Origin of the sequence: Streptomyces sp. NBC_00829 (genome assembly GCF_045161795.1) — a bacterium.
Classification (GTDB): Bacteria; Actinomycetota; Actinomycetes; order Streptomycetales; family Streptomycetaceae; genus Streptomyces.
The window spans coordinates 7,316,806-7,339,163 of record NZ_CP108867.1 but is presented as its reverse complement, the minus strand read 5'-3'; the positions used below and the strand labels follow the sequence as shown (position 1 = coordinate 7,339,163).

19 protein-coding genes and 5 pseudogenes are annotated in these 22,358 nt (G+C 66.7%); 11 read left to right on the top strand and 13 right to left on the bottom strand.

Annotation, left to right across the window (positions count from 1 at the left end; translation table 11 throughout):
* Positions 1 to 667: 667 nt before the first annotated feature.
* Positions 668 to 2,452, bottom strand: a complete 1,785-nt coding sequence (locus tag OG293_RS33005) for a reverse transcriptase domain-containing protein (protein WP_406002396.1) — start codon at positions 2,450 to 2,452, stop codon at positions 668 to 670.
* Between the two features lie 255 nt (positions 2,453 to 2,707).
* Here OG293_RS33005 and OG293_RS33000 point away from each other — a divergent pair, with 255 nt between their 5' ends.
* Entirely contained in the window at positions 2,708 to 4,150 is a 1,443-nt protein-coding gene (locus tag OG293_RS33000; RefSeq protein ID WP_406002395.1) for an NF041680 family putative transposase, read from the top strand.
* A 702-nt stretch (positions 4,151 to 4,852) separates the two neighbouring features.
* On the opposite strand, the pseudogene OG293_RS32995 reads toward OG293_RS33000, so the two are convergent.
* Positions 4,853 to 5,065: pseudogene (locus OG293_RS32995) on the bottom strand (CGNR zinc finger domain-containing protein); the annotation flags it as partial.
* Between the two features lie 48 nt (positions 5,066 to 5,113).
* Here OG293_RS32995 and OG293_RS32990 point away from each other — a divergent pair.
* Positions 5,114 to 6,181, top strand: coding sequence for an MFS transporter (locus OG293_RS32990; protein WP_406002394.1), 1,068 nt, complete (start codon positions 5,114 to 5,116; stop codon positions 6,179 to 6,181).
* A gap of 249 nt (positions 6,182 to 6,430) precedes the next feature.
* Here OG293_RS32990 and OG293_RS32985 read toward each other — a convergent pair whose 3' ends face one another.
* Positions 6,431 to 6,967, bottom strand: coding sequence for a DUF4240 domain-containing protein (locus OG293_RS32985; protein WP_406002393.1), 537 nt, complete (start codon positions 6,965 to 6,967; stop codon positions 6,431 to 6,433).
* Between the two features lie 240 nt (positions 6,968 to 7,207).
* Between OG293_RS32985 and OG293_RS32980 the strand changes: the two genes are divergently transcribed.
* Positions 7,208 to 7,378 (top strand): hypothetical protein, encoded by a 171-nt coding sequence (locus OG293_RS32980; protein WP_406002392.1) that lies wholly within the window; start codon positions 7,208 to 7,210, stop codon positions 7,376 to 7,378.
* Positions 7,378 to 7,656 (top strand): hypothetical protein, encoded by a 279-nt coding sequence (locus OG293_RS32975; RefSeq protein ID WP_406002391.1) that lies wholly within the window; start codon positions 7,378 to 7,380, stop codon positions 7,654 to 7,656. The genes OG293_RS32980 and OG293_RS32975 overlap by 1 nt, the downstream gene beginning before the upstream one ends.
* Before the next feature lie 6 nt (positions 7,657 to 7,662).
* On the opposite strand, the pseudogene OG293_RS32970 reads toward OG293_RS32975, so the two are convergent.
* Positions 7,663 to 7,890, bottom strand: a pseudogene (locus OG293_RS32970) (Tn3 family transposase); the annotation flags it as partial.
* A gap of 241 nt (positions 7,891 to 8,131) precedes the next feature.
* Here OG293_RS32970 and OG293_RS32965 point away from each other — a divergent pair.
* Entirely contained in the window at positions 8,132 to 9,211 is a 1,080-nt protein-coding gene (locus tag OG293_RS32965) for a protein kinase family protein (RefSeq protein WP_406002390.1), read from the top strand.
* A 26-nt stretch (positions 9,212 to 9,237) separates the two neighbouring features.
* On the opposite strand, the gene OG293_RS32960 is transcribed toward OG293_RS32965, so the two are convergent.
* The 5 genes from OG293_RS32960 to OG293_RS32940 form a co-directional block, all read right to left on the bottom strand.
* Positions 9,238 to 9,660 (bottom strand): DUF6262 family protein, encoded by a 423-nt coding sequence (locus OG293_RS32960; RefSeq protein WP_406002389.1) that lies wholly within the window; start codon positions 9,658 to 9,660, stop codon positions 9,238 to 9,240.
* A gap of 242 nt (positions 9,661 to 9,902) precedes the next feature.
* Positions 9,903 to 10,208, bottom strand: coding sequence for a hypothetical protein (locus OG293_RS32955; RefSeq protein ID WP_406002388.1), 306 nt, complete (start codon positions 10,206 to 10,208; stop codon positions 9,903 to 9,905).
* A gap of 18 nt (positions 10,209 to 10,226) precedes the next feature.
* Positions 10,227 to 10,751, bottom strand: a complete 525-nt coding sequence (locus tag OG293_RS32950; RefSeq protein WP_406002387.1) for a hypothetical protein — start codon at positions 10,749 to 10,751, stop codon at positions 10,227 to 10,229.
* Between the two features lie 9 nt (positions 10,752 to 10,760).
* A complete protein-coding gene (locus tag OG293_RS32945) occupies positions 10,761 to 11,129 on the bottom strand; it encodes a hypothetical protein (RefSeq protein ID WP_406002386.1) in 369 nt (122 codons plus the stop codon).
* A gap of 378 nt (positions 11,130 to 11,507) precedes the next feature.
* Positions 11,508 to 11,627, bottom strand: coding sequence for a hypothetical protein (locus OG293_RS32940; protein WP_406002385.1), 120 nt, complete (start codon positions 11,625 to 11,627; stop codon positions 11,508 to 11,510).
* A 126-nt stretch (positions 11,628 to 11,753) separates the two neighbouring features.
* Between OG293_RS32940 and OG293_RS32935 the strand changes: the two are divergent.
* Together OG293_RS32935 and OG293_RS32930 are read left to right on the top strand one after the other, a co-directional pair.
* Positions 11,754 to 12,020 (top strand): annotated as a pseudogene (locus tag OG293_RS32935) (arsenic resistance protein); the annotation flags it as partial.
* Between the two features lie 22 nt (positions 12,021 to 12,042).
* Positions 12,043 to 12,225 (top strand): annotated as a pseudogene (locus OG293_RS32930) (phosphotyrosine protein phosphatase); the annotation flags it as partial.
* Between the two features lie 209 nt (positions 12,226 to 12,434).
* Here OG293_RS32930 and OG293_RS32925 read toward each other — a convergent pair.
* From OG293_RS32925 to OG293_RS32915, 3 genes are all read right to left on the bottom strand, one after another.
* Positions 12,435 to 13,265, bottom strand: a complete 831-nt coding sequence (locus OG293_RS32925; RefSeq protein ID WP_406002384.1) for a hypothetical protein — start codon at positions 13,263 to 13,265, stop codon at positions 12,435 to 12,437.
* Complete coding sequence (locus OG293_RS32920; protein ID WP_406003792.1) at positions 13,262 to 15,508, bottom strand: ATP-binding protein; 2,247 nt, start codon at positions 15,506 to 15,508, stop codon at positions 13,262 to 13,264. Before OG293_RS32920 ends, OG293_RS32925 begins: the two co-directional genes overlap by 4 nt.
* A gap of 881 nt (positions 15,509 to 16,389) precedes the next feature.
* Entirely contained in the window at positions 16,390 to 16,764 is a 375-nt protein-coding gene (locus tag OG293_RS32915) for a hypothetical protein (RefSeq protein ID WP_406002383.1), read from the bottom strand.
* Between the two features lie 98 nt (positions 16,765 to 16,862).
* On the opposite strand from OG293_RS32915, the gene istA reads away from it, so the two are divergent.
* Positions 16,863 to 18,338 (top strand): IS21 family transposase, encoded by a 1,476-nt coding sequence (gene istA / locus OG293_RS32910; RefSeq protein WP_406003791.1) that lies wholly within the window; start codon positions 16,863 to 16,865, stop codon positions 18,336 to 18,338.
* A gap of 37 nt (positions 18,339 to 18,375) precedes the next feature.
* Here the strand turns inward: istA and OG293_RS32905 are convergent, their stop codons facing one another.
* Positions 18,376 to 18,657 carry a hypothetical protein gene (locus tag OG293_RS32905; RefSeq protein WP_334458136.1) on the bottom strand — a complete coding sequence of 94 codons (282 nt, stop codon included), beginning with the start codon at positions 18,655 to 18,657 and terminating at the stop codon, positions 18,376 to 18,378.
* A 58-nt stretch (positions 18,658 to 18,715) separates the two neighbouring features.
* On the opposite strand from OG293_RS32905, the gene istB reads away from it, so the two are divergent.
* The 3 genes and pseudogenes from istB to OG293_RS32890 all read left to right on the top strand — a co-directional run bounded on the left by istB (position 18,716) and on the right by OG293_RS32890 (position 21,949).
* Positions 18,716 to 19,489, top strand: a complete 774-nt coding sequence (gene istB, locus OG293_RS32900; protein WP_334662233.1) for an IS21-like element helper ATPase IstB — start codon at positions 18,716 to 18,718, stop codon at positions 19,487 to 19,489.
* A 793-nt stretch (positions 19,490 to 20,282) separates the two neighbouring features.
* Positions 20,283 to 20,712, top strand: a pseudogene (locus OG293_RS32895) (transposase); the annotation flags it as partial.
* Between the two features lie 37 nt (positions 20,713 to 20,749).
* The gene (locus tag OG293_RS32890; RefSeq protein WP_331752073.1) at positions 20,750 to 21,949 is read left to right on the top strand and encodes an IS4 family transposase; all 1,200 of its coding nucleotides are present in this window, start codon (positions 20,750 to 20,752) and stop codon (positions 21,947 to 21,949) included.
* The last annotated feature ends 409 nt before the right edge of the window (positions 21,950 to 22,358 follow it).

The window sequence follows — 22,358 nt, the reverse complement described above, 5'->3', positions numbered from 1 at the left end:
CCGTTGCTGGGCCGCAGGCAGTCTCATCGGGATGAGACGCATGCTCCGCGCGCGCAAGTGCAGGCCGAAGTCGTTGTCAGCACACGGGTCTGGACGCCAAGCCGGTCAAGTTCGGCGGCGCACAGCAGGATCTCCATGTCCGCGTCACCGCTATGGTGCCCCGGCGGATCGAGGCGGACCTCCAGCGTGGCGTCCGACCGTACGTTCACGGCCTCGCCGGGCGCGACCCCGTCGAGGGACTTCTCCAGGTACCGGATGGCCTTTGCGGCCTTCTCGCTCAGGGAGTTCTCTCCCCGGCTCCGAGTACTACGACGGCTCCGCCCCGCTCGCGTCCATCGGCAGGCATCGCGCCTATCCCCTCCGTCCGACTGGCTGGACGGGTCGCGGGGAACGGACACGAGCGGTTCCCACGTCCGCTGCTGTTCGGTTGACGGGTTAGGCACCCGGCTCTGCCCCTGCGGCCTCGCCACGACTACGCCGTAGACCTTCGTCGTGACCTCCCGGCCCAAACTGTCAATACCGGACCGGGAGTTCCCCGCCTTCCGGACGGTTGCGCACCGCTGACACAAGGTAGGACACTGGCGAGGTGCCTGCTCAGCAGTTCCTTTTCCAGTGCCCCCCTTCCGAACCGGACGGACCCGTTTCCGAGTATCCGGCTCTCCAGTGACTATTCCGTGAATTCAGCGGTCAGTTGCCGAACATGGATTTCGTCGTGGCAAGCGACGCAGACTACAAGCGTCTTGCGTCGCTTTTTCGCCATGATTAGCGCCCATGCAGGCTGCGGCTGTCCCGGGGTTGCGAGGTCAGCGAGCTTGCGGACGTGATGCACGAGGACATCCGCCTGTTGCTCGCATAGTTCGCATCGCCGCGCCTGGAGCCGCAAAATCAGCTCCTTGCGGTGAGTGGTAGCCGGGCCTGGCCGACGGTCGTCAAGGACCGTTTTCTTCTGCCGCTTCAGAGGAATTCCGCCGAATCGTGCGACCAGTGGTTTCCTGCCGTCGCCTCGATCGGTGCTCACCTGTATGCAGACGCGTGGACCGTGCGGAGTGTCGATGGTGGCCTTGTATTTAGCCGCCATCTTCGGCACGGTCGAGTCGTACTTGCATGCAAGCGTTTTGAGCATCGAGGTCTGGGCGGTCCATAGCAGCCGGTTCAGTCGGTGGACGTCGCCGGCCATCAGGTAGTACTGGACATAACCTCTGTACTCGGCCCCGAACCTGCTGATGATTGAGTGATCATCGAGGTTTACCATCTGGGTCCGACGCGCGGGCTGTCCCCGCTCCATGTACGAGGCGCACTTGGCCTTGATCGCCGCCCTGGGCACACGCAGGCCGATTACACCGTTGACCGCTCTGCGGCCACCGGTGAACCTTTGCTGATTGTGCTGGACGGTTATCTCGTAGCCGAGGAATTTCGCCGCTCCGGTTCGCCCATGAGTAATGAGGGTCTTGTCCTCGGAGAGTTCCAGCTTGAGATCGTCGCGCAGGAACGCCGCGAGGCGTGCTTTGATTTCCTCTGCTTCGGCCTTCGGGCCGACGAACCCGAGCAAGTGATCGTCCGCGTACCTTACGTAGCGCAGCCGTCGGTAGCCAGGATCGTGAAGATCCTTGCTAGGAAGGCTGCGTAGCTGCTTACGCAGCTCCCGGACCGTAGCTCGGTCGCCACGGTAGCGGGCACGCGCGATTGCGTTGATCATCTGACGGTAGGCCGGATTGTTCTTCCGAACTACCCCTCGGGTGTATTCCGGTATCAGAACGGTCTCGACAAATTTATCCAACCTATCTAAATAGATATTGGATAGGACGGGGGACGCCACTCCGCCTTGCGGGGCTCCGCTAAGCGTGGCGTTCCATATCCAGTCCTCTAGGTATCCGGCTTTTAGCATGTGACGCAACAGCCGAAGGAACCGGTTATCGTGAATCTTCTCGCCGAGAATCCCGAGCATGACGTCGTGATCGAGCGATCCGAAACAATCGGAGATGTCCCCTTCGATGAACCAGTTTGCCCCAGCCCAGGTATTGACAACTTCTGTCAGTGCCGTGTGGCACCCTCGGCCAGGGCGGAAACCGTGTGAACTGTCAGAGAATCGTGGTTCGTAATATGCCTCCAGAAGGAGGCGGATAACTTCGCCGACGAGCTTATCTGACCACGACGGCAAGCCTAGCGGTCTTTTCTTCCCATTTTTCTTCGGGATGTATGTCCGCTTCACGGGTTGGAATCGATAGCGCTCGTGGCGCAGCGCGTCGATAATGCGCTCAATCTTCCCCAGTGACATGCCGTCCACGGTCTCCCCATCGACCCCGGGAGTCATCGCTCCATGGTTGGAGTAAAGACGTCCGTAGGCCGTTAGATACAGATCGGGGTTGAACAACTGTCGATACAGTTCGTTGCACGGCAGGCCAGACCTACCGCGTTCACGGAGGACACCTATCACCGTTTCGGCGTTTTGCATTACGCAGACCTCCCGGTTTCTTGGTATCCGATCACCTGTGCTCCTTGGCCCTGTGGAACGGCTTTCCCGTCCTCCTTGGCAGGACGTTACCCCTGCGACTACTACGAGCACTCTGTCACCTTAGCTTGAAATTTAACCTTCAGTGATCGTTTGAGGTTCGGATCGTTCACTCACATGGGGATCTGCCGGACATGGCGACGACCTCCCTTTCACGCTGTGTGATGTCGAGTCGCACAACGGGCCGGGAGGTCGTCAGTGTCGAGTGTCGTCCCTGGAGCCGCTCATCGGCAGGCACTTGCCGAACTGTCCTCCTTTCGAATGGAGTTGTACGCGGCAATGCCCCGCCGTGCCGATGCGTTGTTCGAGTTGACGGACGCGGTGCTGTGCGCGGGCGGCCCGGTGGTGTCGCTGCCGGAGTTGTCGCTTGAGACAGTTCACCGGCGTGGGCACGGGGCGATGTACGACGCGCTCGCCCGAGGCCGCCTGGATGTGTCGCGGCTGCGGTTGGCGCTGGCCGGGCTGGAGCTTCCGCGCGGGACGGACCGGCAGATCTCGATCGCGCTGGACGTGACACCGTGGCCGCGCCCGGACGCGGAGTGCTCGCCGGACCGGCTGCACTGCCACCGCCCGTGCCGCTGCGACGGGGTGCGGCAGACGATTCCGGGCTGGCCCTACCAGGTCGCCGCCGCGCTGGGCGGCGGACGGACCTCGTGGACCGGGCCGCTGGACGCGGTCCGCCTCGGCCCGGACGATGACCTGACCGAGGTCACCGCCGCCCAGGTCCGGAACCTGCTCACGCGCCTGCGCGAGGCTGGTCAGTGTCGCGAGGGCGACCCCGGGGTGCTGTTCGTGCTGGACGCCGGCTACGACATCGTGCGGCTGACGTGGTTGCTGCGCAACGAGCCGGTCCGGCTGCTCGGGCGGATCCGCGCCGACCGCGTCATGCACCACCCGCCAGGGCGCCGCAGGGGACCCACCAAAGGCCGCCAACCGCGTCATGGCGCACCCTTCCGGCTGGCCGACCCGGCCACCCACCCCGCACCCGTCCAGGAGTCCACCACCCGTCATGACCGGTTCGGTGCCGTGACCGCCCGCTGCTGGGGACGCCTGCACCCCAAACTCGAACGCCGCCAGGGCGGTTGGGCCGATCACCCGGGTGACCTGCCCAACGTGGAGGGAACGCTGGTACACCTCGCGGTCGAGCGCCTGCCCGGCAACCGCGATCCCAAGCCGCTATGGCTATGGCACTCGGCCCCCGACGCCGACACTCACGACGTCGACCGCCTGTGGCGGATCTTCCTGAGAAGATTCGACATCGAACACACATTCCGGTTCTGGAAGCAGGCCCTGGGCATGACCCGCCCCCGCCTGCGTCACCCCGCTCAGGCCGACCGCTGGGTCTGGCTGATCCTCGCCGCCTACACCCAGCTCCGACTCGCCCGCACCCTCACCGGCGATCTGCGCCGGCCCTGGGAGAAGCCACTCACATCGGATCAGCTCACTCCCGGCCGGATCCGCCGCGGCTATCCCCGCATCCGCAAGATCCTGGGCACTCCCGCGAAACCGCCGAAAGCCACCCACCCCGGCCCAGGCCGCCCACGGGGCACCACCACCAGCCCCGCCCCCCGACACCCCGTCGGCAAACACCAGCACAAAAAGGACACCCCTCGACCCGAAGAACCGAGGGGAAACCTTTAATTTCAAGCTTAGGGTTCGCACCCCTTAGGTGATCCCACGTTCGTCTCTGTCATACGGAATAGCGCGACTTAGGTGGCTCATTCATCTCCTTGAATGCCCTCACTGGGCATCGCTCCACACTCTGGAAGTTGTCTCGGTAGGGCCGGGATACTAAGACAGGGTGCGGCGCCGGTTTCAGACGTTTTTCCGGCGGACGGGATCTTGCGTCTTCTGGAGATTGAGCTTCAGGCAATTCAGCTTTCACCGTATCGCGCAGGTCCCTCAACGCGCCGCTCCATACGCCTGAACGCGACCGTTGATTTTCTGCCATGCTGTTGTTCCCTTTTCCTTTCGGATCCAGGTTAGGCATCGGACCTAGAAACGACCTTCCAAGTTTCTCCCGACTACGTCGGGAATATGACAGAGCGCCTCGTGGCGCAGCAGCCCATATCCACCGGATTGGAGCTGGCAAGAACTCAAGAGGCGTAATGACGCCGGTTCCTCGCGTATACCTTCCCGTCTCGCTCACCGGGCCCGACCCATCCGGCAGTCCTGGGCCGACCCGACTTTGTCGAGGCTGCTCTCGCCCTCCCCGGCGATCCCCGGTTCAGGCTGCCTCCAGCTTCGCCTCGCCGCTACGACGGCGAAGCGACGGTGGTCTTCCACCTCCGTCCGAAACAACAGCGCCTCGTGGCGCACTGACAGCGTTCTTACCTCACCCGATTACTGGCGTTGGCGGGCGGCGTAGCGGCGGGCTTTGGTCCGGTTGCCACACAGGCGCATGGAGCACCAGCGGCGACTGTGGTTCTTGGATGAGTCCCAGAAGGCGCCGCGGCAGGTGTGCTCGGCGCATCTCTTGAGCCGGTGAATCTGGCCCGTGAGGACGAGGGTCGTCCAGACGATGGCCAGCTGCTGCCATGGCGGTCTGGGCTGGGGTCTGTGGAAAGGATGGGACGAGCGGCTGCTTAAGGGTGGCTAGGAGGGGTGCTCCTGATCGCCCTGCACGTCGGCGTTCTGGTGGACCGTTTCGACCGGCGCAAACTCCTGTGGCTGGCCGACGGCGCCCGCATGCTGGTCGTTGCGGGGTTGCTCGCCCTGGCCGCCGACAACGCCGTCACCATCACCGCCCTCTATGCCGCGGGCCTCGCGCTTGGTGTCGCCGAGGTGATCGCGCTGACCTCAGCGGCCACGCTCGTCCCGTCTGCTGTCGACCCGGCGGGCCATGAGCGAGCCAATTCCTGGCTCGCGGGAGCCGAAACTGTCTGCAACGAGTTCTGCGGCCCCTTCGTGGGCGGGCTTCTCATCGCTGCCGGTGCCAGCGCCGCGCTGGGCTGGACCGGTGCGGGCTACCTGCTCGGCACGCTGATCCTGGTCTTCCTCGTGGGCCGCTTCAACCCGACAACTGAGACCACTGCCCCGCCCGGCTCGGTCAACCAGAGCATCGCCGAAGGACTCCGCTGCCTGTGGCAGCAGCCCCTGCTCCGCCTGATGGCGCTCGCCCTGACTGTCCTATGCGCCTGCTGGGGCGCCTGGCTCGCCCTCATCCCCCTGGTCGCCACCCAACTGATGGGTCTGGAACCCAGCCAATACGGCATCCTGCTGAGCGCGCTCGGCGCCGGTGGCCTGGTCGGAGCGCTCACCGTCACCACCATCAACCGCCTGCTCGGCCGCCGCTGGTCGATGCTCACCGACCTCATCGGCACCGCCACCATGGTCGCAGCACCCGTGTTCGCCACCAACCTGTGGATCGTAGGCACCGGCGCCTTCCTCGGCGGCATGGGCGGCATCCTGTGGACCGTCAACTCCCGCACCCTCAGCCAACGCCTCGTCCACCCCAGCATGCTCGGCCGCTACAGCGCCGCCGCACGCCTGTTCAGCTGGGGTGCCATGCCCCTGGGAGCCGCCCTCGTCGGCGTCCTCGCCCAATGGCTGGGAATGCGTGCCGCCTTCGCGCTGTTCGCCGTCGCGGCCCTGGCCACCATCGTGCCGTTCCTCAAAACAGCGACCCCCGCCCCCCTAGCAGCAGCCAGCCCACCCGAAAAGACCGCCTGACCAACAGTCGTCTTCGAGGAGGAGGCCGGCACCTCCAGCCGTATCCACCCCCTTGAGCGCCCGAAGTTCGGCGAACTGCTCACGTACGCGCGGCCGACGACACCGTGCACGGCCTCGGGACTGGTGGCTCGCATGTTGAGGTGTCGCGTATTCGTCAGCGGAGTCCGATTTTTGTCCTCAGGGCGTGACAGACAGTCATCGCCGGGAAGTCTCGCCTCCGCTGGGTGTCTCATGATCGCGATTCGCCGCTTACTCCAGGTAGAGAGCTGCCAAGCGTGGCAGGTGGCGAGTCATTTCGCCTTGGTCGTCGAAGTCGAAGTCCCAGGTGGGGTCCAGCTCCGGGTATCGGATGGTGAATGCGTCGTCCGGGAGTTGTTTGCCGGTCGCCATGACGTGTGCGTTCCAGACGATGCTCAGCGCCTCCTCACAATCGAGATCAATTCCGTCGGCCGCTGCAGCTCGCACGATGGGCACTTCTGTGAGGGCATCGGGGTCAGCAACTATGCGCTCGAAGACCTCGCGTCCCTGCGCGATCAGCCAGCCGCGGAAGTAGTCGAAGCCGTCGTCGGAGCATCCGCCGTTGATCACGTAGGCAGCGGCCCACAGAGGATTCGTGTAAGAGTCGGCCATCAGGTCCCACAACACCTGCTGAGCGGCGACGATCTCCTCGGCCGGGTGCGTGGCCAGTTGCGAGGCTGCCCGGCGGGCGACAACTTCTCCGTCGTTCGGGTTGGACGCCTGGTTGCGGGCTGCCTCGATGAGCTGCCAGAACTGCTCTTTGTTCATGGCGGCAGAGCATGCCACCTGGTACTGACATCATGCCGGTCCCGGGAGGTTGGCCCGCCAGAGCAACCATGTCGCCCGCGTCAGCGTGTGTGGTCGCCGGGGGCGTATCGGCTCCAGGTTCCTCCGGCTTCGGTGACCAGGCGGGTCCTCGAAGACGACCGGGCCCTCGATACCGGCCCTCGTCCAGGACGAGGTTCTGCCGGGCGGTGGACTGCTGGTCGGTCGAGACCCGCTTGTAGCATGCACAAGCGCCCGGACCCCGCTCTCCGCCTCCGGCTGACCGAGCGCAAGGCGGCCCTGCTCGACCGGATCGCCATCGAGGAGGGCCGCCCCGAAGCCGCAGTCCAGGCAGAGGAGGCCCGAGCCCTCGCCGCCCAACTGCGGGCCGAAATCGAAGGAACGGATAGCTGATGAGCATCCTCCCGCCCGAGTGCACCGCGATCCGCCGCGACGAACTGAAGCACCTTCATCAGCACTGCTTCTCTCCTCTGTCCGGCATGCGCGCGATTGCCGCGGGGCTCCTGGACGAGTGGGGTCACATCCCCGACGACTACCCCGAGCTGCCTGACCTGATGGAGGTCGAGCTGAGCGGTGCCCTGGTGGAAACCGCAGCTGACCTCATGCGTGACCATGGTCTGAACGACCGCCGAATCGAGCGGACGGAGCGTCACACTGCCGAGAAGGGCTGACCCCGATCACTCCTCCTGGCCCTCGTCATCGTCGTCCACCCCGGGCGCGTCCGGGTCCCGCAGCGGGCGCAGGGCACCGGCGGCCGGGGTGGAGGCGGTGAAGCTGTACCGGCCGAGCAGGTTCAGGTTGCGGTGCTTGAGCGGGGACAGGCGGGCGATGTCCTCGTCGCGGATCTCGTGGCCTTCGGCACGGAGCTGTTCGACGGTGGCGTCGATGTACTTCGTGGTCCAGAGCGTATCTGGGGCAAAGGGGGTGAACGGCTGGTGTTCGCGCAGGTAGAGCACTTGCGGTCGCGCCCGTAAGAGATGGGCGTCAAAGGGTCTGGAGCGGGAGATGTGTCGAGGGCCGAGGCAGCGCCGGGGGCCCTCACTCTTGGGCGGCTTCGAGGACTTGCCGGGAAGGCCCCGGCGGATATGGTCGATCATTGTTCGCGAGATCACCGACGCCCCGGTTCGGGGCACCGAGGAGTCCACGATGCAGCACCCAGACCCGCGGTATGCCGGGCGGCTCGCGACTTATGGGACTGCGGCCACGCGCCTGTCCCTGCTGAGCGACCGTCGGCTCGGCGAGGTCGTGGCTGCTGCCAGCCCACTCGGGTCAGGCATCGGGGGCCGGTTGGCGGAGCTGGACATCGACGGGACGCGGGTGTTCGTCAAGCGGGTCCCCTTGACGGAGCTGGAGTTGCGACCGGAGAACGCGCGGTCGACGGCGAATCTCTTCGGGCTGCCGATGTTCTACCAGTACGGGGTGGGCTCGGCGGGGTTCGGGGCCTGGCGGGAGCTGGCCGTGCACACAATGACGACTCACTGGGTCCTCGGGAATGAGTACGAGGGCTTTCCGCTGATGTACCACTGGCGCATCCTGCCCGACTCCCCTCCCGAGGCGTTCGCCGACGAGTTCGGGGGCGTCGAGGGGGCGGTCGCGCACTGGGAGGGCTCATCGGCGGTGCGCGAGCGGCTGGAGGCCATCGGCCGGTCTTCGTCCAGCCTGGTGCTCTTCCTGGAACACGTGCCGCAGACGCTCGCCGCGTGGCTGGACGACCGCCGGGAAGGTGTGCTGGAGAGCGAGGAGGGCTCGCCTTATCCGTGGGTGGAGGAGGCTCTGGCGAGGGGGACCGCCTTCATGAGCTCGCACGGGCTGGTCCACTTCGACGCCCACTTCGCCAATGTCCTGACTGACGGCCGACTGCTCTACTTCGCGGACTTCGGACTCGCCCTGAGCTCCAGCTTCGAACTGTCAGCGGTCGAGGTCGAGTTCCTCTCAAACCATCTCGCCTACGACCACTGCCACACCGCTAGGCATCTCCTCCGCCACCACTTGCCCGAGCGCCTGCGTGGCGGCATGGAACACGAGGAGTTTCTGCGCGAGTGGGTGACTGGCCAACAGCCCGAGGGGGTCCGGCCTGAGATCGCGGCGATCATCGACCGGCATGCCCGGACCGCCGTCGTCATGGGCGAGTTCCGTCGCCGCCTACTCACCGAGAGTAAGCGAACACCATTTCCGGCCGCTGAGATCGAGCGGATCCGGGGTGCTGCGGTCACGGCGCCCCACTGAGGCCGTGCCTCCGCACGAGAGCGATGTCAGGAGGTCTCGGGGCGGGCGGTGTGCCGGGGGCCGAGGCGGCCCCGAAGTTCGAGGTTCTCGCTCTGGGCCGCTTCGATGGCCTGCCGCAGGGCTTGGACTTCGTCGCGGTGCCGTTCCTTGAGTTCGGCGAGCTGGGCGGTAAGGGTGCGGACGACGCTGCTGGGCGAGTCGTTGGGCGGTTGTTCTGCAGGCTGTGGCGGGTGGCTTCGCTGCTGGTCCCGGAGCTGTTCGACGCGTCGGCGGAGCTCGGTGCACCGGTAGAGAAAGTCGAGTGAGACGTCGGCGGCCTGGGCAAGGCCGCGGAAGGTGATGGGCTGTCCGCGGCGGATCATCTCGCGCAGGCCCTTCTCGGCGCGGGCCTGGGCGGCGGCGCTCTTGCGGGCGGCGGCCTGGCGGAGGTTGTCGGGGTTGCCGCGCATGCCGGTCAGCTCCTGTCCTGGCTGCGGGTGATCGCGTCGGTGCGGGCGTCGACGCCGGCACCGCGGACGGCCTGCGGGGGTCCGTCGGTAAGCAGGGTCTGTTCCAGCTTGAGGATGATGCGTCCGAGGGCGTCCTGTTCCTGGCGGCGTCCGGCGAGCCAGATGTTTTCCTCGCCCCATCGGCTGTCCGGTCCGGCGGTGAACGCGTTCTGCCGTTCGTCGATGAGTTGGGCGGTGCGTTGTTACTGGGCGGTGAGTTCGGGCAGGAAGGTGGTGTCTGTGGCGAACTTGTCGCAGGTCAGGCAGGCGTTGCCCTTCGCGCATGCCTGACGGGGCGGCAGCAGACACAGTCCGTTGGGCAGGATGCGGTCGGTGCGCTTGTCGAGCTCCAGCATGTCGTAGAGGTCGCGCGGATCGGTGGCCAGCTCCCGGGCGTCGGCGGTGATCTTCCGGTAGCGCAGGAACTCCCGCTCGTGGGTCTCGGCGAGGGTCTGTAATGGTGGAGTCGGGTATCGGAACTGTCCGAATACCTGGCTGTGGGAGGGCATGGTCTGGGCCAGGGCACGTCAGCGATGCTCGGGTGGCAACCCTGTGTCTGCGAAGTCGGCGACGGCCTGCTGAAGCTGTTCGAGGAAGCCGACGAAGCTGGGGGCAATCGGTTCGAAGGCGTCGAACCAAGACGCGGTGGTGGACCGATGGACGGTCCCGCTCGGGTCGACGGCAAGGAGGTTGCCTCCGCCGTCGCTTCCGAACACGATGCCGACCGCGTCGTCTGCAACGTGCACGGCGTCGTACTCAGCGAGGTCGTTGAGCACGTGGTCGGGTGAGTGGATGAAGTGCCCGTTGTCGATGTCGGGCAGGGCTGCCTCGGAGATCGTGTCGTAGAACGCGATCAAGGTGGGTGCGGCTGCGGGGTGCCCCTTGAACCGTGAGGCTGCTGATCGGCTGGCGGCATTTGCCAGGATGATCTCGTTGTCGCCGGGCGGGTAGCCGTGGGTGTCCTCGAAAGAGCTGAGCACACGCTGAAGCGACTTGGTGATCTGGTGCTGCCAGACGACGAGCCAGTCCGCGTCGAGCGAGGGAGCGTGCATCTGGATCTCCTATTCGGTGGCTTCTGCCGGCCTTGAGGTTCGGTTGCTGGGGCGTCGGCTGACTTCGGCGGCGTAGGTTGCCCAGTCGCCGGCGGAGAGTCGTTGCCAGGCGACGGCAACGTCGGTGTGGATGCCGAGGGTGCAGGCGAGGATCGCGGCGGGGATTTCGGTGGCGAGCTGGAAGAGAGCGGTGCTGCGGGCCTGGTTGGGCCGGATCCCGAGCTGGTTCAGGCGCTGGGTCAGCTGTGTGGTGCTGATCGGGCGTCCGGGCTGGCCGCCGGGGAAGAGCCATGGAGACGGAGCCAGGGCGCCGATGGTCGCGTGCCCCTTGCGGTTCGCGGCGACGGTGCGGGCCAGCTGGGCGACGGGCTCGGGCAAGCGGCTTCCCAAGGCTCCACGTCCGGCGGGGCCGTGACGGCTTTCCGTAGGCGTTGGGCCCTGCGGGCCCGGTAGGCGGCCTGTCGGCACGCGGCTCGGTCGTAGATGGCGTCCCGGCGGTGGCCGTGACCGGGGATGAACCGGTGCCCACACACGGGGCAGCGCACCGACACCGCGTCGCCGCCCTGGTTGATGAGGACGAACCCGAGCTCGACTGTCTCGGCGAAGTGCCGGTGCGCACGCCTTCGAGCAGACTTCGCGTCGCTGCGGGCGGTCGCCTTCAGCGGCTCGCGGCAGTGCTGGCAACGGCGCGGTGGCCTGGCCAGACCGCCCCCCGGGGGCCGGCGGAGGCAGCGGCCCGGGCGGCTCCGCTCTCGCCTACGCCTGCGCGGCGACAGCGCCCAGGGCCTGCTCGGCGGCGGCCCGCATCGCGGGAAGGGGCGCCGGGGTGAGGTCGGTCTGGAGTTCGACCTGCCGGGCGGCCTGGTGTACGAGCATCGGCAGTCCGCCGATGACGGTACTGCCCGCGCGGCGGGCGGCCTGGGCGAGCGGGGTGGGCCAGGGCCGGTAGACGACGTCGAGCAGTGTGCCCGAGGTCGGCCACAGGGGTGCGAGTGGGTCGGCGGCCGTACGGTCGGCCTCGACTACCCGATGGCCACCACGCTCGCGTTCACCGCGGCGGGCAACAACTTCGAGCTCGCCATCGCGGTCGACATCGCCACCTTCGGCGCCACCTCCGGCCAGACCCTCGCCGGAGTCGTCGGCCCCCTCATCGAAGTCCCCGTCCTCATCGGCCTCGTCTACGTCGCCCTCGCCGCCCGCCGCTACTTCCCCCAACCCTCAGCGGCGGCCGACCCCGCCGTCTCCCCGGAAGGCCCCGCCCGTGTCTGACCCATCTGCCGCGAGGCCGTCGATGCTGTTCGTATGTGTCCACAACGCCGGCCGCTCCCAGATGGCCGCCGCCTTCCTCAACCACCTCGCAGGCGACCGGATCGAGGTCCGCTCCGCCGGGTCTGCACCAGCCGACACCGTGAACCCGGCCGCCGTCGCCGCGATGGCCGAGGTGGGCATCGGCCTGTCCGCCCAGACCCCAAAGGCCCGCGAGGCCGTCGAAGAACTCGGCCTCGAACCCGGCGTCTCGGCCACAGCCCGCGTGAAGTCCACCAACGTCCACATGGACGTAGGCTGACCTGCCCTCAGCCAAGACGGCCGCCCCGACGGGACCGGTCTACGTGCGAACCTGCACGCGTCCCGGGCGCCAAGCGTCGGTCACGGCCCGGTTCCACCTCTTCTACGTCCGCACGCTCAAGCCCGTCCATGCTCGGTTTCACCCCCGTCACTGTTGGTGCTGCCCTCGGCCCCGCCGCCGAAGTCCCTGCCCGCGAAGTCTCCGGCGTCGCTCCTACCTGCGTCACCAACTTCGCCGCCGTGTTCTCCCTCGCTGCTGCCCGTTCGCTCCCCGCCGTCGAAGTCCCTGCCGCCCGTGTCCGCCTTATCTCCGCCATTCGGGCCGCCTTCGCCCCCTTCCTCTCCCTCGCCGTCGAGTTCGTCCGCGTCGCCGAAGATATTGGGTTCGTCGTCTGTGATGTCCAAGATGACGTTGCCGTTCTTATCGGTAACCGTCGTGTGACGGGTGCCGTTGCCGTCCGCGCCCTCGGTCTCCGTGATGTCAGTCGTCTCGCCCGTGGTCGCATCAAATATCTCTCGCGAAGTGCTGGTGTTGCCGTCTCGGTCCTTCGTGCCCGAGGCGTCATCGGTGTTTCCGTTGGCGTCGACCTTCGACTCCTGCCAGCTCTCCTCTGTCGTTCCGTCCGGGTAATTGACCTCCTGTTCCTGTCGATCAGTGGTTTCGCCCGTATCCGGATCGCGCTCGTGCTCGGTGCGCTCGGTTGTCTTCTTCCCATCAGCGTCGGTGTGCTGCTGCTCGTGACTGCGGTAGGTCACATTACCGTTGGCGTCTCTGCAGTCCCCAAAGCTTTCCTTGCCGTCCGCCCTGGTTACCTCTTGCGTGTAATCGATGCCGGTCACCGACCCATAGGCGTCCTTGTGGACTGCCTCGATCACGACGCGGCCATCGGCGCTGGTGGTGTTGGTCTCTACCGTCCCACTACCCTCGGACCTCACAGTCTTCGTCATGGCACCTCCTCGGCCCCCATCCCCGCCACCTGGCGGCCCGCTTCAACGAGCAGTTCGGTCAGGGCGCGGCGCTCGGTGGCCGGGTGGGTCCATTCCTCGGCTGCCAGCATCTGTTGCGCGAAGCAAAGCGCGGTGCAGTTGGCGACGCCCTTCAGCCGCGCGACGAGATCGGGAGCCTGGCCCTCAGCCGGGTACTCCACGAGCTGGTAGGCAGCGTCCTGGCAGACATTCCACAGATTCCGGCGACCGCCCTCAAGCGAGGCCCGGTCGGTGTCCCGCGCCTTGGCCCACGCCTTGGCGAACCCCCCTGCCTCCACCAGTTCGGCCACCGGGCTCGCGCACAGGCACGGGCCCGGGCGGCCCTCCCAGATTCGGGCACAGCCGAGGAAGGGGCCGTAGCCATCGCCCTGCAGCGCCAGCAGCTGTCGTCGCAGTGCCGTGACATCGTCGGTCGTGGCGTGGCCTTCGATGTGGGCGACGAGCGCCTTGTCGATCAGGTCAGCGACCGTCAGGGTCTGTGCATAGGTCCAGCCGGCTCGGGCGCCACGGGCGTCGGCGAGCCGACAGGCACCGTGGCGTACCAGGCAGGCGAGCAGTGCCTTGCTCTCCACCCATCTGGGCCGGTGCGGTTCCACCGTGGCGGTGACGTCCTGCCAGCAACGCTCCATACCGCCGGCGGAATGGACCGCCGACAGGACTACCCGCGCGAATGAACGCATCACCGCCCGGTTCTCAACCAGAGCGCCTGCCACTTCACACGCCCCGGGCGCGGCCAAGCACCGCTGATCACAGTCCGTAGAGAACGTCATGCCTCCGGCATCAGGCCGGCGCGAGGCCATGTGTTCGCGCACCTCGCCGGGGGTGGGCCAGGTTCCCGACCCGCCTTTAGAGGGCGGCACCTGCAACAGCAGCGGCGCGTCATCGCCGTCGGTGAAGACAGCCGCCCGTCCGACCGGCAGGGTGGCCAGGGCGACGTCCTGACCGGGTGTCATCACCATGGTGGCGCCGAGCACCTCGCGATCGTCCCCGGCAACGATCCGGTGGGCGATCTTGAGGTTGGTGTTCTTCAGGACGTCGGGCGCGAGCTTCGCCGGGATCTGGTCGACGACGATGACGCCCTGGCCATAGGCGCGAATCTCGGATAGGAGGCTGGTGAACGTGTCGACCGCCTTGCCCCGCACATTGGCTTCGACTACTTCGCCACTGCTCCGGGGGCCTGCGGTGTTGGCCAGCAGCCGGTGTGCCTCCTCGATGACGAGGAGGTGCTGCAGTCCATCAGTGTCGCCCTGGCAGCGGCGGTGCTCGGCCAGGCGGATCATCAGCAGGCCCATCATGAAAGCCTTGTCGTCGTCGTCGCCCATACCTTCAAGTTCCAAGACGGCGGGGTGGCCGAGGAGCAGTTCGAAGGGCGAGGATCGGCGGACGTCGAGCATACGGCCTTTACCTCCGGTACGGAGGCTGTTCAGGCGAGTGCTCAGTGCTGCCCGGAGGTCTCCAGTGACCTTGTCCTCATAGCCGAGCTGGGGGACGAGTTCTTCGACTTTTCGGACGAGGTCGGTCAGTGTGGGGAAGGCTATGGAGCGGTCGGTAGCTTCGTCGAGTCGGCGGTTGGTATCAGTGGTGACGTCCCAGCCGCGGTCGGCGTAGATGGCGTGCAGGCTGACTTCGAGGATCTGTGGTAGCGGGGTCCACATGCCGAAGCTGGCGTTGAACACGGAGCGCAGCAGGTCGAGGTGGACTGCGACGGGGATGCCTTCTGGGACCTCGAAGGGATTGAGCCGGAAGGGGGAGACGTTCTCGTCGCCGAGCGTGAAGAGCTGAAGCTGAGTGCCGAGCACGTGGTCGCGCAGCAGGACCCGGTATTCCGTCTTGGCGGGCTCGAGGACGAGAAAGGGAACGCTGCGCTCGGCGGCCTGGCGCAGAAGGTAGAAGACCGTATTGGTCTTGCCGGACCCCGTGACGCCAGTGACAAAGGTGTGGCGGGTGAGTTTGTCGGGGTGGATACCGTACGAGGTTCGGGTGATCTGCTGCCGTTCGACGACTGAGCCCAGATTGAGTGCCGCACTGTCGGCGGCCGGCGGCACGGTGTCGAATTGAGGTACCTGGGTGATGACGAACCCGTTGGTCTCCACATTGGGGAAGTGAACGTATGCGGCGAGTTGTGTCGAAGTGAGCAGCGTCTGGTGTTGGAAGGGCTGGATGTAGTGTCCTTGGGCGCTGGTGTCGGCGACTGGGTCTGGCATGGCCCAGGAGTTGGCGAGCTTGGGCACGTCGTCGCGGTCCGATACGCGTACAGGTTCGGGGAGCGAGTCGTCACCAGAGAAGATGCCCCGCCACAGGCTCGCTACCTGGGGGTATCCGTCGGCGTCACCGAGCAGGTAAGCGGCGGTGCGCCAGGCACCGGTCCCCTGGCCGTCGGCGAAGGCCTTGAGCTGCACGCCGAGCAACTCAAGGTAGTGATCAGCGAGCGGGCTTGGGACGCCGCCCGCCGTTACCGCTGTCTGAACTGAGCGCATTTCGTTGATCAGCCTGAGTTTGAGGTCACGTACCAGCGTCTCGCCGAGAGGCTGCGCCAATATCAGCGCGGCCCACCGCACTTGGTGGAGCGCGCGCAGCAGCCGGTCGAATTGGCGAACTCCTTCGGCAGAGTCCGGAGGAGTGGGCGTAGGAATCCCAAGTACCAGTCCACCCATCTGCCATGTTCCTGTTACCGGGTCGTCGGGGCGGATGTCGACGGTCGGGTACAGCGCCCGCAGAGCCGATTCCAGCAGTCGCTCGTTCTCCTGCGCCGCAGAACTGTAGCTGCCTTCGGGAAGCCATGTGCCGGCACGGAATGCCGCCTGGCCCGGTTCGGAGCTGACCATGAAGGCCAGCGGCACCTGGTAGTTGTAAAGAGTGACCAACAGGTCTCGCGAAGGCTGCGGGTCCCCGTTGCAGCGTGTCCCGCTCGTGTCGCCGAAAGGCGTGTGCTGGGTCTTCTCCAGGCGTCCGATACCGGCGACCCGCACAAGAGTACGCAGGCCGAGCGGCGCTTGCGTCAGGTGGCTCTCTGGGCCGAGGCGAGGTGGCTCGAAGCCGGTACGTTGCAGATGGTCCAGGTCCTCCGCGGTCAGGCGCTCGATCGTCATCGCCCGACGACCTGAGTGAAGAAGCCCCAGATGAGGAAAGCGAGGACGGCGGCGAAGACGACGGCAAAGGCAATCAAGCAACCCTTGGGCGTCGTCTTGGCGTTGACGCCAGCCCCGCTCGTCAGATTCTCCACTTTGCTCGCCCGCAGCGTGCCTCTCTTCATCTTGCCGTGCGCCCGTACCCAATCGCCCTCGGAAATCGCCCCTTCGAACGCGTAGCCCCGCATCTCCACCGGCACCAGCAGCACTCGATTGCCGGCCTCGTTGACGGCGGCCGTGGCAAAGTCCAGATGTGCGGCCAGCCGAGTCCAGGCTGATGGCCACCGGTATTCCAGGTGGATGGCCGTCTGACCAGTGGTGTTCCTGATCACTTCCTTAACTGGAGGAGACCCCTCCGCCCGTTTGCTGGTGTTTCCACGCATCAGCTACCGGCCGGAGAGGTCCTGTGACGAAGTCTGACACGGAGATTATGGAAATCCTTGAGGCGTACGACCTGACCGGGACGGTCTGGTCCGCGGCGACCTTGACGGGGCACGACCCGAAGACGGTCAAGCGGTATGTCGAGGCCCGCAACGGCGGGCGCAATCCCTATGAGCGAGAGCCGCGGCCGAAGATGATCGACGCGTTCCTGGAGAAGGTCGAGGAGTGGGTCGAGCAGTCGAAGGCGACGATCCGCGCCGATGTGGTCCACGACAAGCTCGTGAAGATGGGCTACCGGGGCAGCGAACGCTCGACGAGACGGGCGGTGAACACGGCAAAGACCGCATGGAAGGCCGGCAAGCGACGAACGTACCGCCCGTGGATTCCCGAGCCGGGCCGGTGGCTGCAGTTCGACTGGGGCGAGGGTCCGCGCATCGCGGGGCGTCGAACCTGGCTGTTCTGCGCGTGGCTGTCCTGGTCGCGGTTCCGGGTGGTGATCCCGGTCTGGGACTGCACGCTGGGCACTTTGGTGGCCTGTCTGGACACCACGCTCAGGCGGATCGGCGGGGCACCGACGTATGTACTGACCGACAACGCGAAGACGGTCACCGTCGAGCACATCGCCGGGATCCCGGTACGTCATCCGCAGATGGTCGCCGCGGGTCGGCATTACGGCTGCCAGGTGGTCAGTTGCGTGCCCTACGATCCCGAATCGAAGGGCGGCGCGGAGGCCACAGTCCGCATCGCGAAGGCCGACCTGGTGCCCACAGATGCGAACCTGCTGGCTGCCTACGACACCTTCGCCGAGCTCGCCGATGCCTGCCTGGCCTGGTGCGATGCGGTGAACTCCCGCCGTCACCGGGCGACCGGGCAGATACCCGCCGACCGCCTCGACATCGAACGCACCACGCTACATGTCCTGCCCATCGAGCCGCTCGCGCTCGCACTGGGCGAGGAGAGACTGGTCGGCTCGGACCGCACCATCAGCTTCAACTCGGTGCGCTACTCGACCCCGCCGGGCTATACCGGCGCCAAGGTGTGGTGCCGGGTGGTCGGCGAGGAACTATCCATCACCGCCCGCACCAACTCCGGTGACCTGTCGGAGATTTGGCGCCACAAGCTCTCCACCCCGGGTGTTCCGCAGATCATCGACGCGCACTACCCCGACCATCCCGACGGCCGCAGCATCCACCAGCCGAGGCTGCAGCCCCGCTCGGAAGCGGAGATCGCGTTCATGGGCATCGGCCCCGGGGCTGGGCGCTGGCTCAAGGAAGCCGGACCCGCCGGCGCCACCCGCATTCGCGCCAAGATGGCCCGCGCGGTCGAGCTCGCCACCGTCCTGGGCAACGACAAAGTCGACCAGGCCCTCGGGCTTGCGGCCACGGCCGGGCGCTTCGCCGACGACGACCTGCTCTCGATCCTGGGACACATCGCGGACAGCAAGCCCGTCGGCGAGGTCGTCCGCGCGGACGAGGCCCACTCCGTCCAGAACGGAACCATCGGCTGGCAAGCCCTGGGCCAGTAGGCAACGACTTCAAGGAAGTTGACGCACGACTCTGCGGTCAGTCGCCGACAAACCACAGATAACGGTGTGACCCCTGCTCCACTACCTGACACAACTCGCGAGCCTGCCCGACCCAGTCACCGCCGCAAGCTGCCGGGAGCCGGTCGAGTTCCGCCAGCAGCAGCGACACCTGCCGATGGTTGAAGACTGCATCCCCATAGGGAATCAGGCCCCAGAGCATCGGGAACAGCCCCGGATTCAGATCACCGAAAGCGGAAGTCCACCGCAACCCGCCCTCGGCCCGGGCTATGACGTCGCCGCTGTCACCGCGCACCTGCATATCGATCACCCGTCGAGCCTATCGGCGCTAACCCTGACCGACGAAGGAATTCACGACCATGACGTTTCCACAGGCCCCGGCCCTGCCCGAGGAGCTCGACAAGCTCATGCGCCGCATGCGCCTGCCCTATATGCGCAAAGCGGCCCCGGACGTCCTGGCCACCGCCCGAGCCCAACGCTGGGACCCCGCCGAGGTGTTGCGGCTGCTGATATCCGAGGAGGTCACCGGCCGCGACGCCGCCACCCGGCGTCTTCGCCGCCACTCGGCGAACTTCCCCACCGGCAAGACCCTGGGCTCCTGGCGAGCCGAGGACTCCACCATCCCCGAACCCACCCAGAACTCCCTGATCACCCTGGAGTGGATCGGCCGCGCCGAGAATCTGGTGATCGCCGGCCCGTCGGGGACGGGCAAGAGCCACTTCACCGAGGGCCTGGCCCAGGCCGCGATCGAGAAGGACCTGCGGGTGTCCTGGTTCACCCTGGAGACGCTGAGCGCCGCGATCGGCAAATCGAAGGTCGACGGGTCCACCGCACGGACCGTCGCCCGGATCTGCCGCGCGGACCTTATCGTCATCGACGACATCGGCCTGCTGCCCGTCGGGGAAGACGCCGCCGAGGCGTTCTACCGGATCATCGACGCAGCCTACGAACGCCGGTCCATCGCCGTGACCAGCAACATTCACCCTTCGGGCTTCGACACGATCATGCCGAAGACTCTCGCGGGCGCGAGCACCGATCGCCTCATGCATCACGCTCACCTCGTTACCACCACCGGTGACTCGCATCGCCTCGCCGAAGCCCTCGCCGGGAAGGGAGTGGTCCCCTTGAACTGACCCCCACCCCGGGAACACCACTGGCCACACGCCTGGCTTTCTGATGGCCACCAGCCTGAGCCTCCAACGGCCACCCACCTGGGCATCTCAATGACCATTGACACTCGTCATAGCGTTCAACGCGGAACGTCCACACCGTCTCGTAGTTTGATTCCCCCTGTTGCTCGGTGCGTGACTGCACACCGTGCACCTGCCCCTCTACCACTCCGTTGCTGATACTGAGCGACGGAGTCGATTGAGGGCTCGCAGCAGCCGAAGGCTGGGCGGGAGTGAAGGCCTCGGGTGGCCAACGGGCCTCTCCTGGGGACGGCGCGTTCCACCCGCCCCCGCCGGGGCGCGCTCCGGGAGGAGCCGCGCTGGGAGGATCGGATGGCGCAGAAGATTGGTCGGGATGTCGCGGTGCAAAATTATGCCCGCACCGGATGCACCTTTCGGCTCCGGGCGTCGCTGGAGCTCCACAGTGAGCACACGCGCTTGGGCTAGTCATCTGGACCACTCCCGGATCATCAGCCCCTTCTACCAGGAGACACCCGTCCAAACCGCAGGGCAACCGGTCAGGTCACGAGCACCGACTGTCTACCAGCATTGCGATGCAATGCGAGGCTGCGGGACGACGCAGGCGACCAGTTCATCTCGGCCAGCTGCTGCGCCTGGTGCAGCCAAGGTGTCATGTCACGGCCCAGCGGATGCCGGGATTGCACGGAGGGCACCTGAAACCCCGAGATCCACCCCAGCCAGTACGGCCAATTAGAAGCCATCTCATTTGGCTTAGTAGGCTGTTGGTCGTGGGGGGATCATTGAGCGGCTGGTGCCGGACGAGTTGTGGGAACTGTTCCAGCGGGTCGTGCCGGAGGCACCATCGCGGCCTCAAGGTGGCGGCCGGCGCCGGCACGGCGACCGTAAGGTGCTGGCAGCGATCGTGTTCGTGGCGACGTCGGGCTGCACGTGGCAGCAACTACCGACGTCGTCGTTCGGACCGTCTGGGGCGACAGCCCACCGCCGTTCACCGAGTGGACGAAGGCCCGCGTGTGGGCCAAGCTGCACCGCCTGGTCCTCGACGAACTCGGCTCCCGCGGCGACCTGGACTGGTCTCGCTGCGCGATCGACTCGGTGAACATGCGGGCCCTGAAAAAGGGGAGCTGACAGATCCGAATCCTGTCGACCGGGGCAAGTACGGCTCAAAGATCCACCTGATCACCGAGCGGACCGGTCTGCCCCTGTCTGGTCTTGTCTGTAGCGTGTGCCGCGGGAGGGGTGCTGGTGCCACGGGCTGGGCAGGTCAAGCCGCCGGTTGAGGAGCGGTTGTCGGATCGCATCGCGTTGGGTGTGTTGACGCGGGCGTTCCCGGCGGAGTTGGTCGATGAGGTTGTTGCTGAGACGGGCAGGGTTGAGTGTCGGAGTCGGTTGCTGCCAGCGCGGGTCGTGGTCTATTTCGTGCTGGCGATGTGTCTGTTCTCCGGGCAGGCGTATGAGGAGGTCGCGCGGCTGCTGACGGAGGGGCTGGCCTGGGCCGGCCGGTGGCGGGGCAGGTGGGATGTGCCCTCGACCGGGGCGATTTCGCGAGCGCGGGCCCGGCTGGGGCCGGAGCCGCTGCGGGCGCTGTTTGTACGGGTGTGCCGGCCGGTGGCGACGCCGGACACGGTCGGTGCCTGGTACCGGGGGCGGCGGGTGGTGGCGGTGGACGGCACCACACTGGATGTGGCGGACACCCCGGCCAACGACGCGTTCTTCGGACGCCCGGGGTCCGGGCGGGGTGAGAAGAAGGGCGCGTTTCCGCAGGTGCGGCTGGTGGTGCTGGCCGAGTGCGGCACGCATGCGGTCTTCGCCGCGGCTACCGGGGCGTGCACGGTGGCCGAGACGGTGCTGGCCGACACCCTGCTGCCGCGGCTTCAGCAGGGGATGCTGCTGCTGGCCGACCGCAACTTCCTCTCCTTCGACCGGTGGAAGGCCGCCGCCGGGACGGGGGCGGACCTGCTGTGGCGGGTCAAGTCCAACGCGGTGCTGCCCGTGTGCGAGCAGTACGCGGACGGCTCCTACCGTTCGGAGATCTACGCGGCACGGGACAAGCGCCGCGTGCACGGGCAGTTGGTGCGGGTGGTGGAGTACACCATCGCCGGCCACGAAGAGGCCGGCCCGATCCGGCTGGTCACCACGATCCTCGATCCCGAACAGGCACCCGCGCAGGAACTCGCGGCCCTGTATCACGAGCGGTGGGAAGTGGAAGGGGTGCTGGACGAGATCAAGGTCCACCAGCGCGGTGCGGACGTGGTTCTGCGCTCCAGATACCCCGAAGGTGTCGAGCAGGAGGTCTACGGCTTCCTCCTCGTCCACCACGCACTCCGCCAGGTCATGCACCAGGCCGCGGTCGAAACCGGAACCGACCCGGACCGGCTGTCCTTCACCCGCTCCCTGCGCGTTGTGCGCCGCCAGGTCCCCGCCCAGGCGGCTTTTTCCCCCTGAGCGCCTCACCGCCGCCTGGGACCGCGCCCTCGCCGAGATCACCCGCCACCTCCTGCCGGTCCGCAGACTCCGTGCCTTCCCCCGCGTCGTCAAGCGCAAGATGTCCAACTGGGGCCTCAAACGGCCTCAGCACCGCGACTGGCCCCAGCCTGCTGCCCCGCCCGCCGAAGCCGTCACCATTACCCCCGCCTCCAAGACCGCCCCGGCCAAGCGAAAACCGAAGGTCACGGCTTAAAACAGCGGCATTGAGCTTAGCCCGCCAATTGGCGAGCCACGTTCTCAACTGCTCTTCGGTGTAGTGGTGGGCCTGTCCATCCCAAGCACTCCTTGGAAGAGGGATTCCGCGGCGCTGTGAGCGCACGAGGTACTGCCGCATCGTGGTCGGTTTCCAGGGGACGAAGCCCGCGTC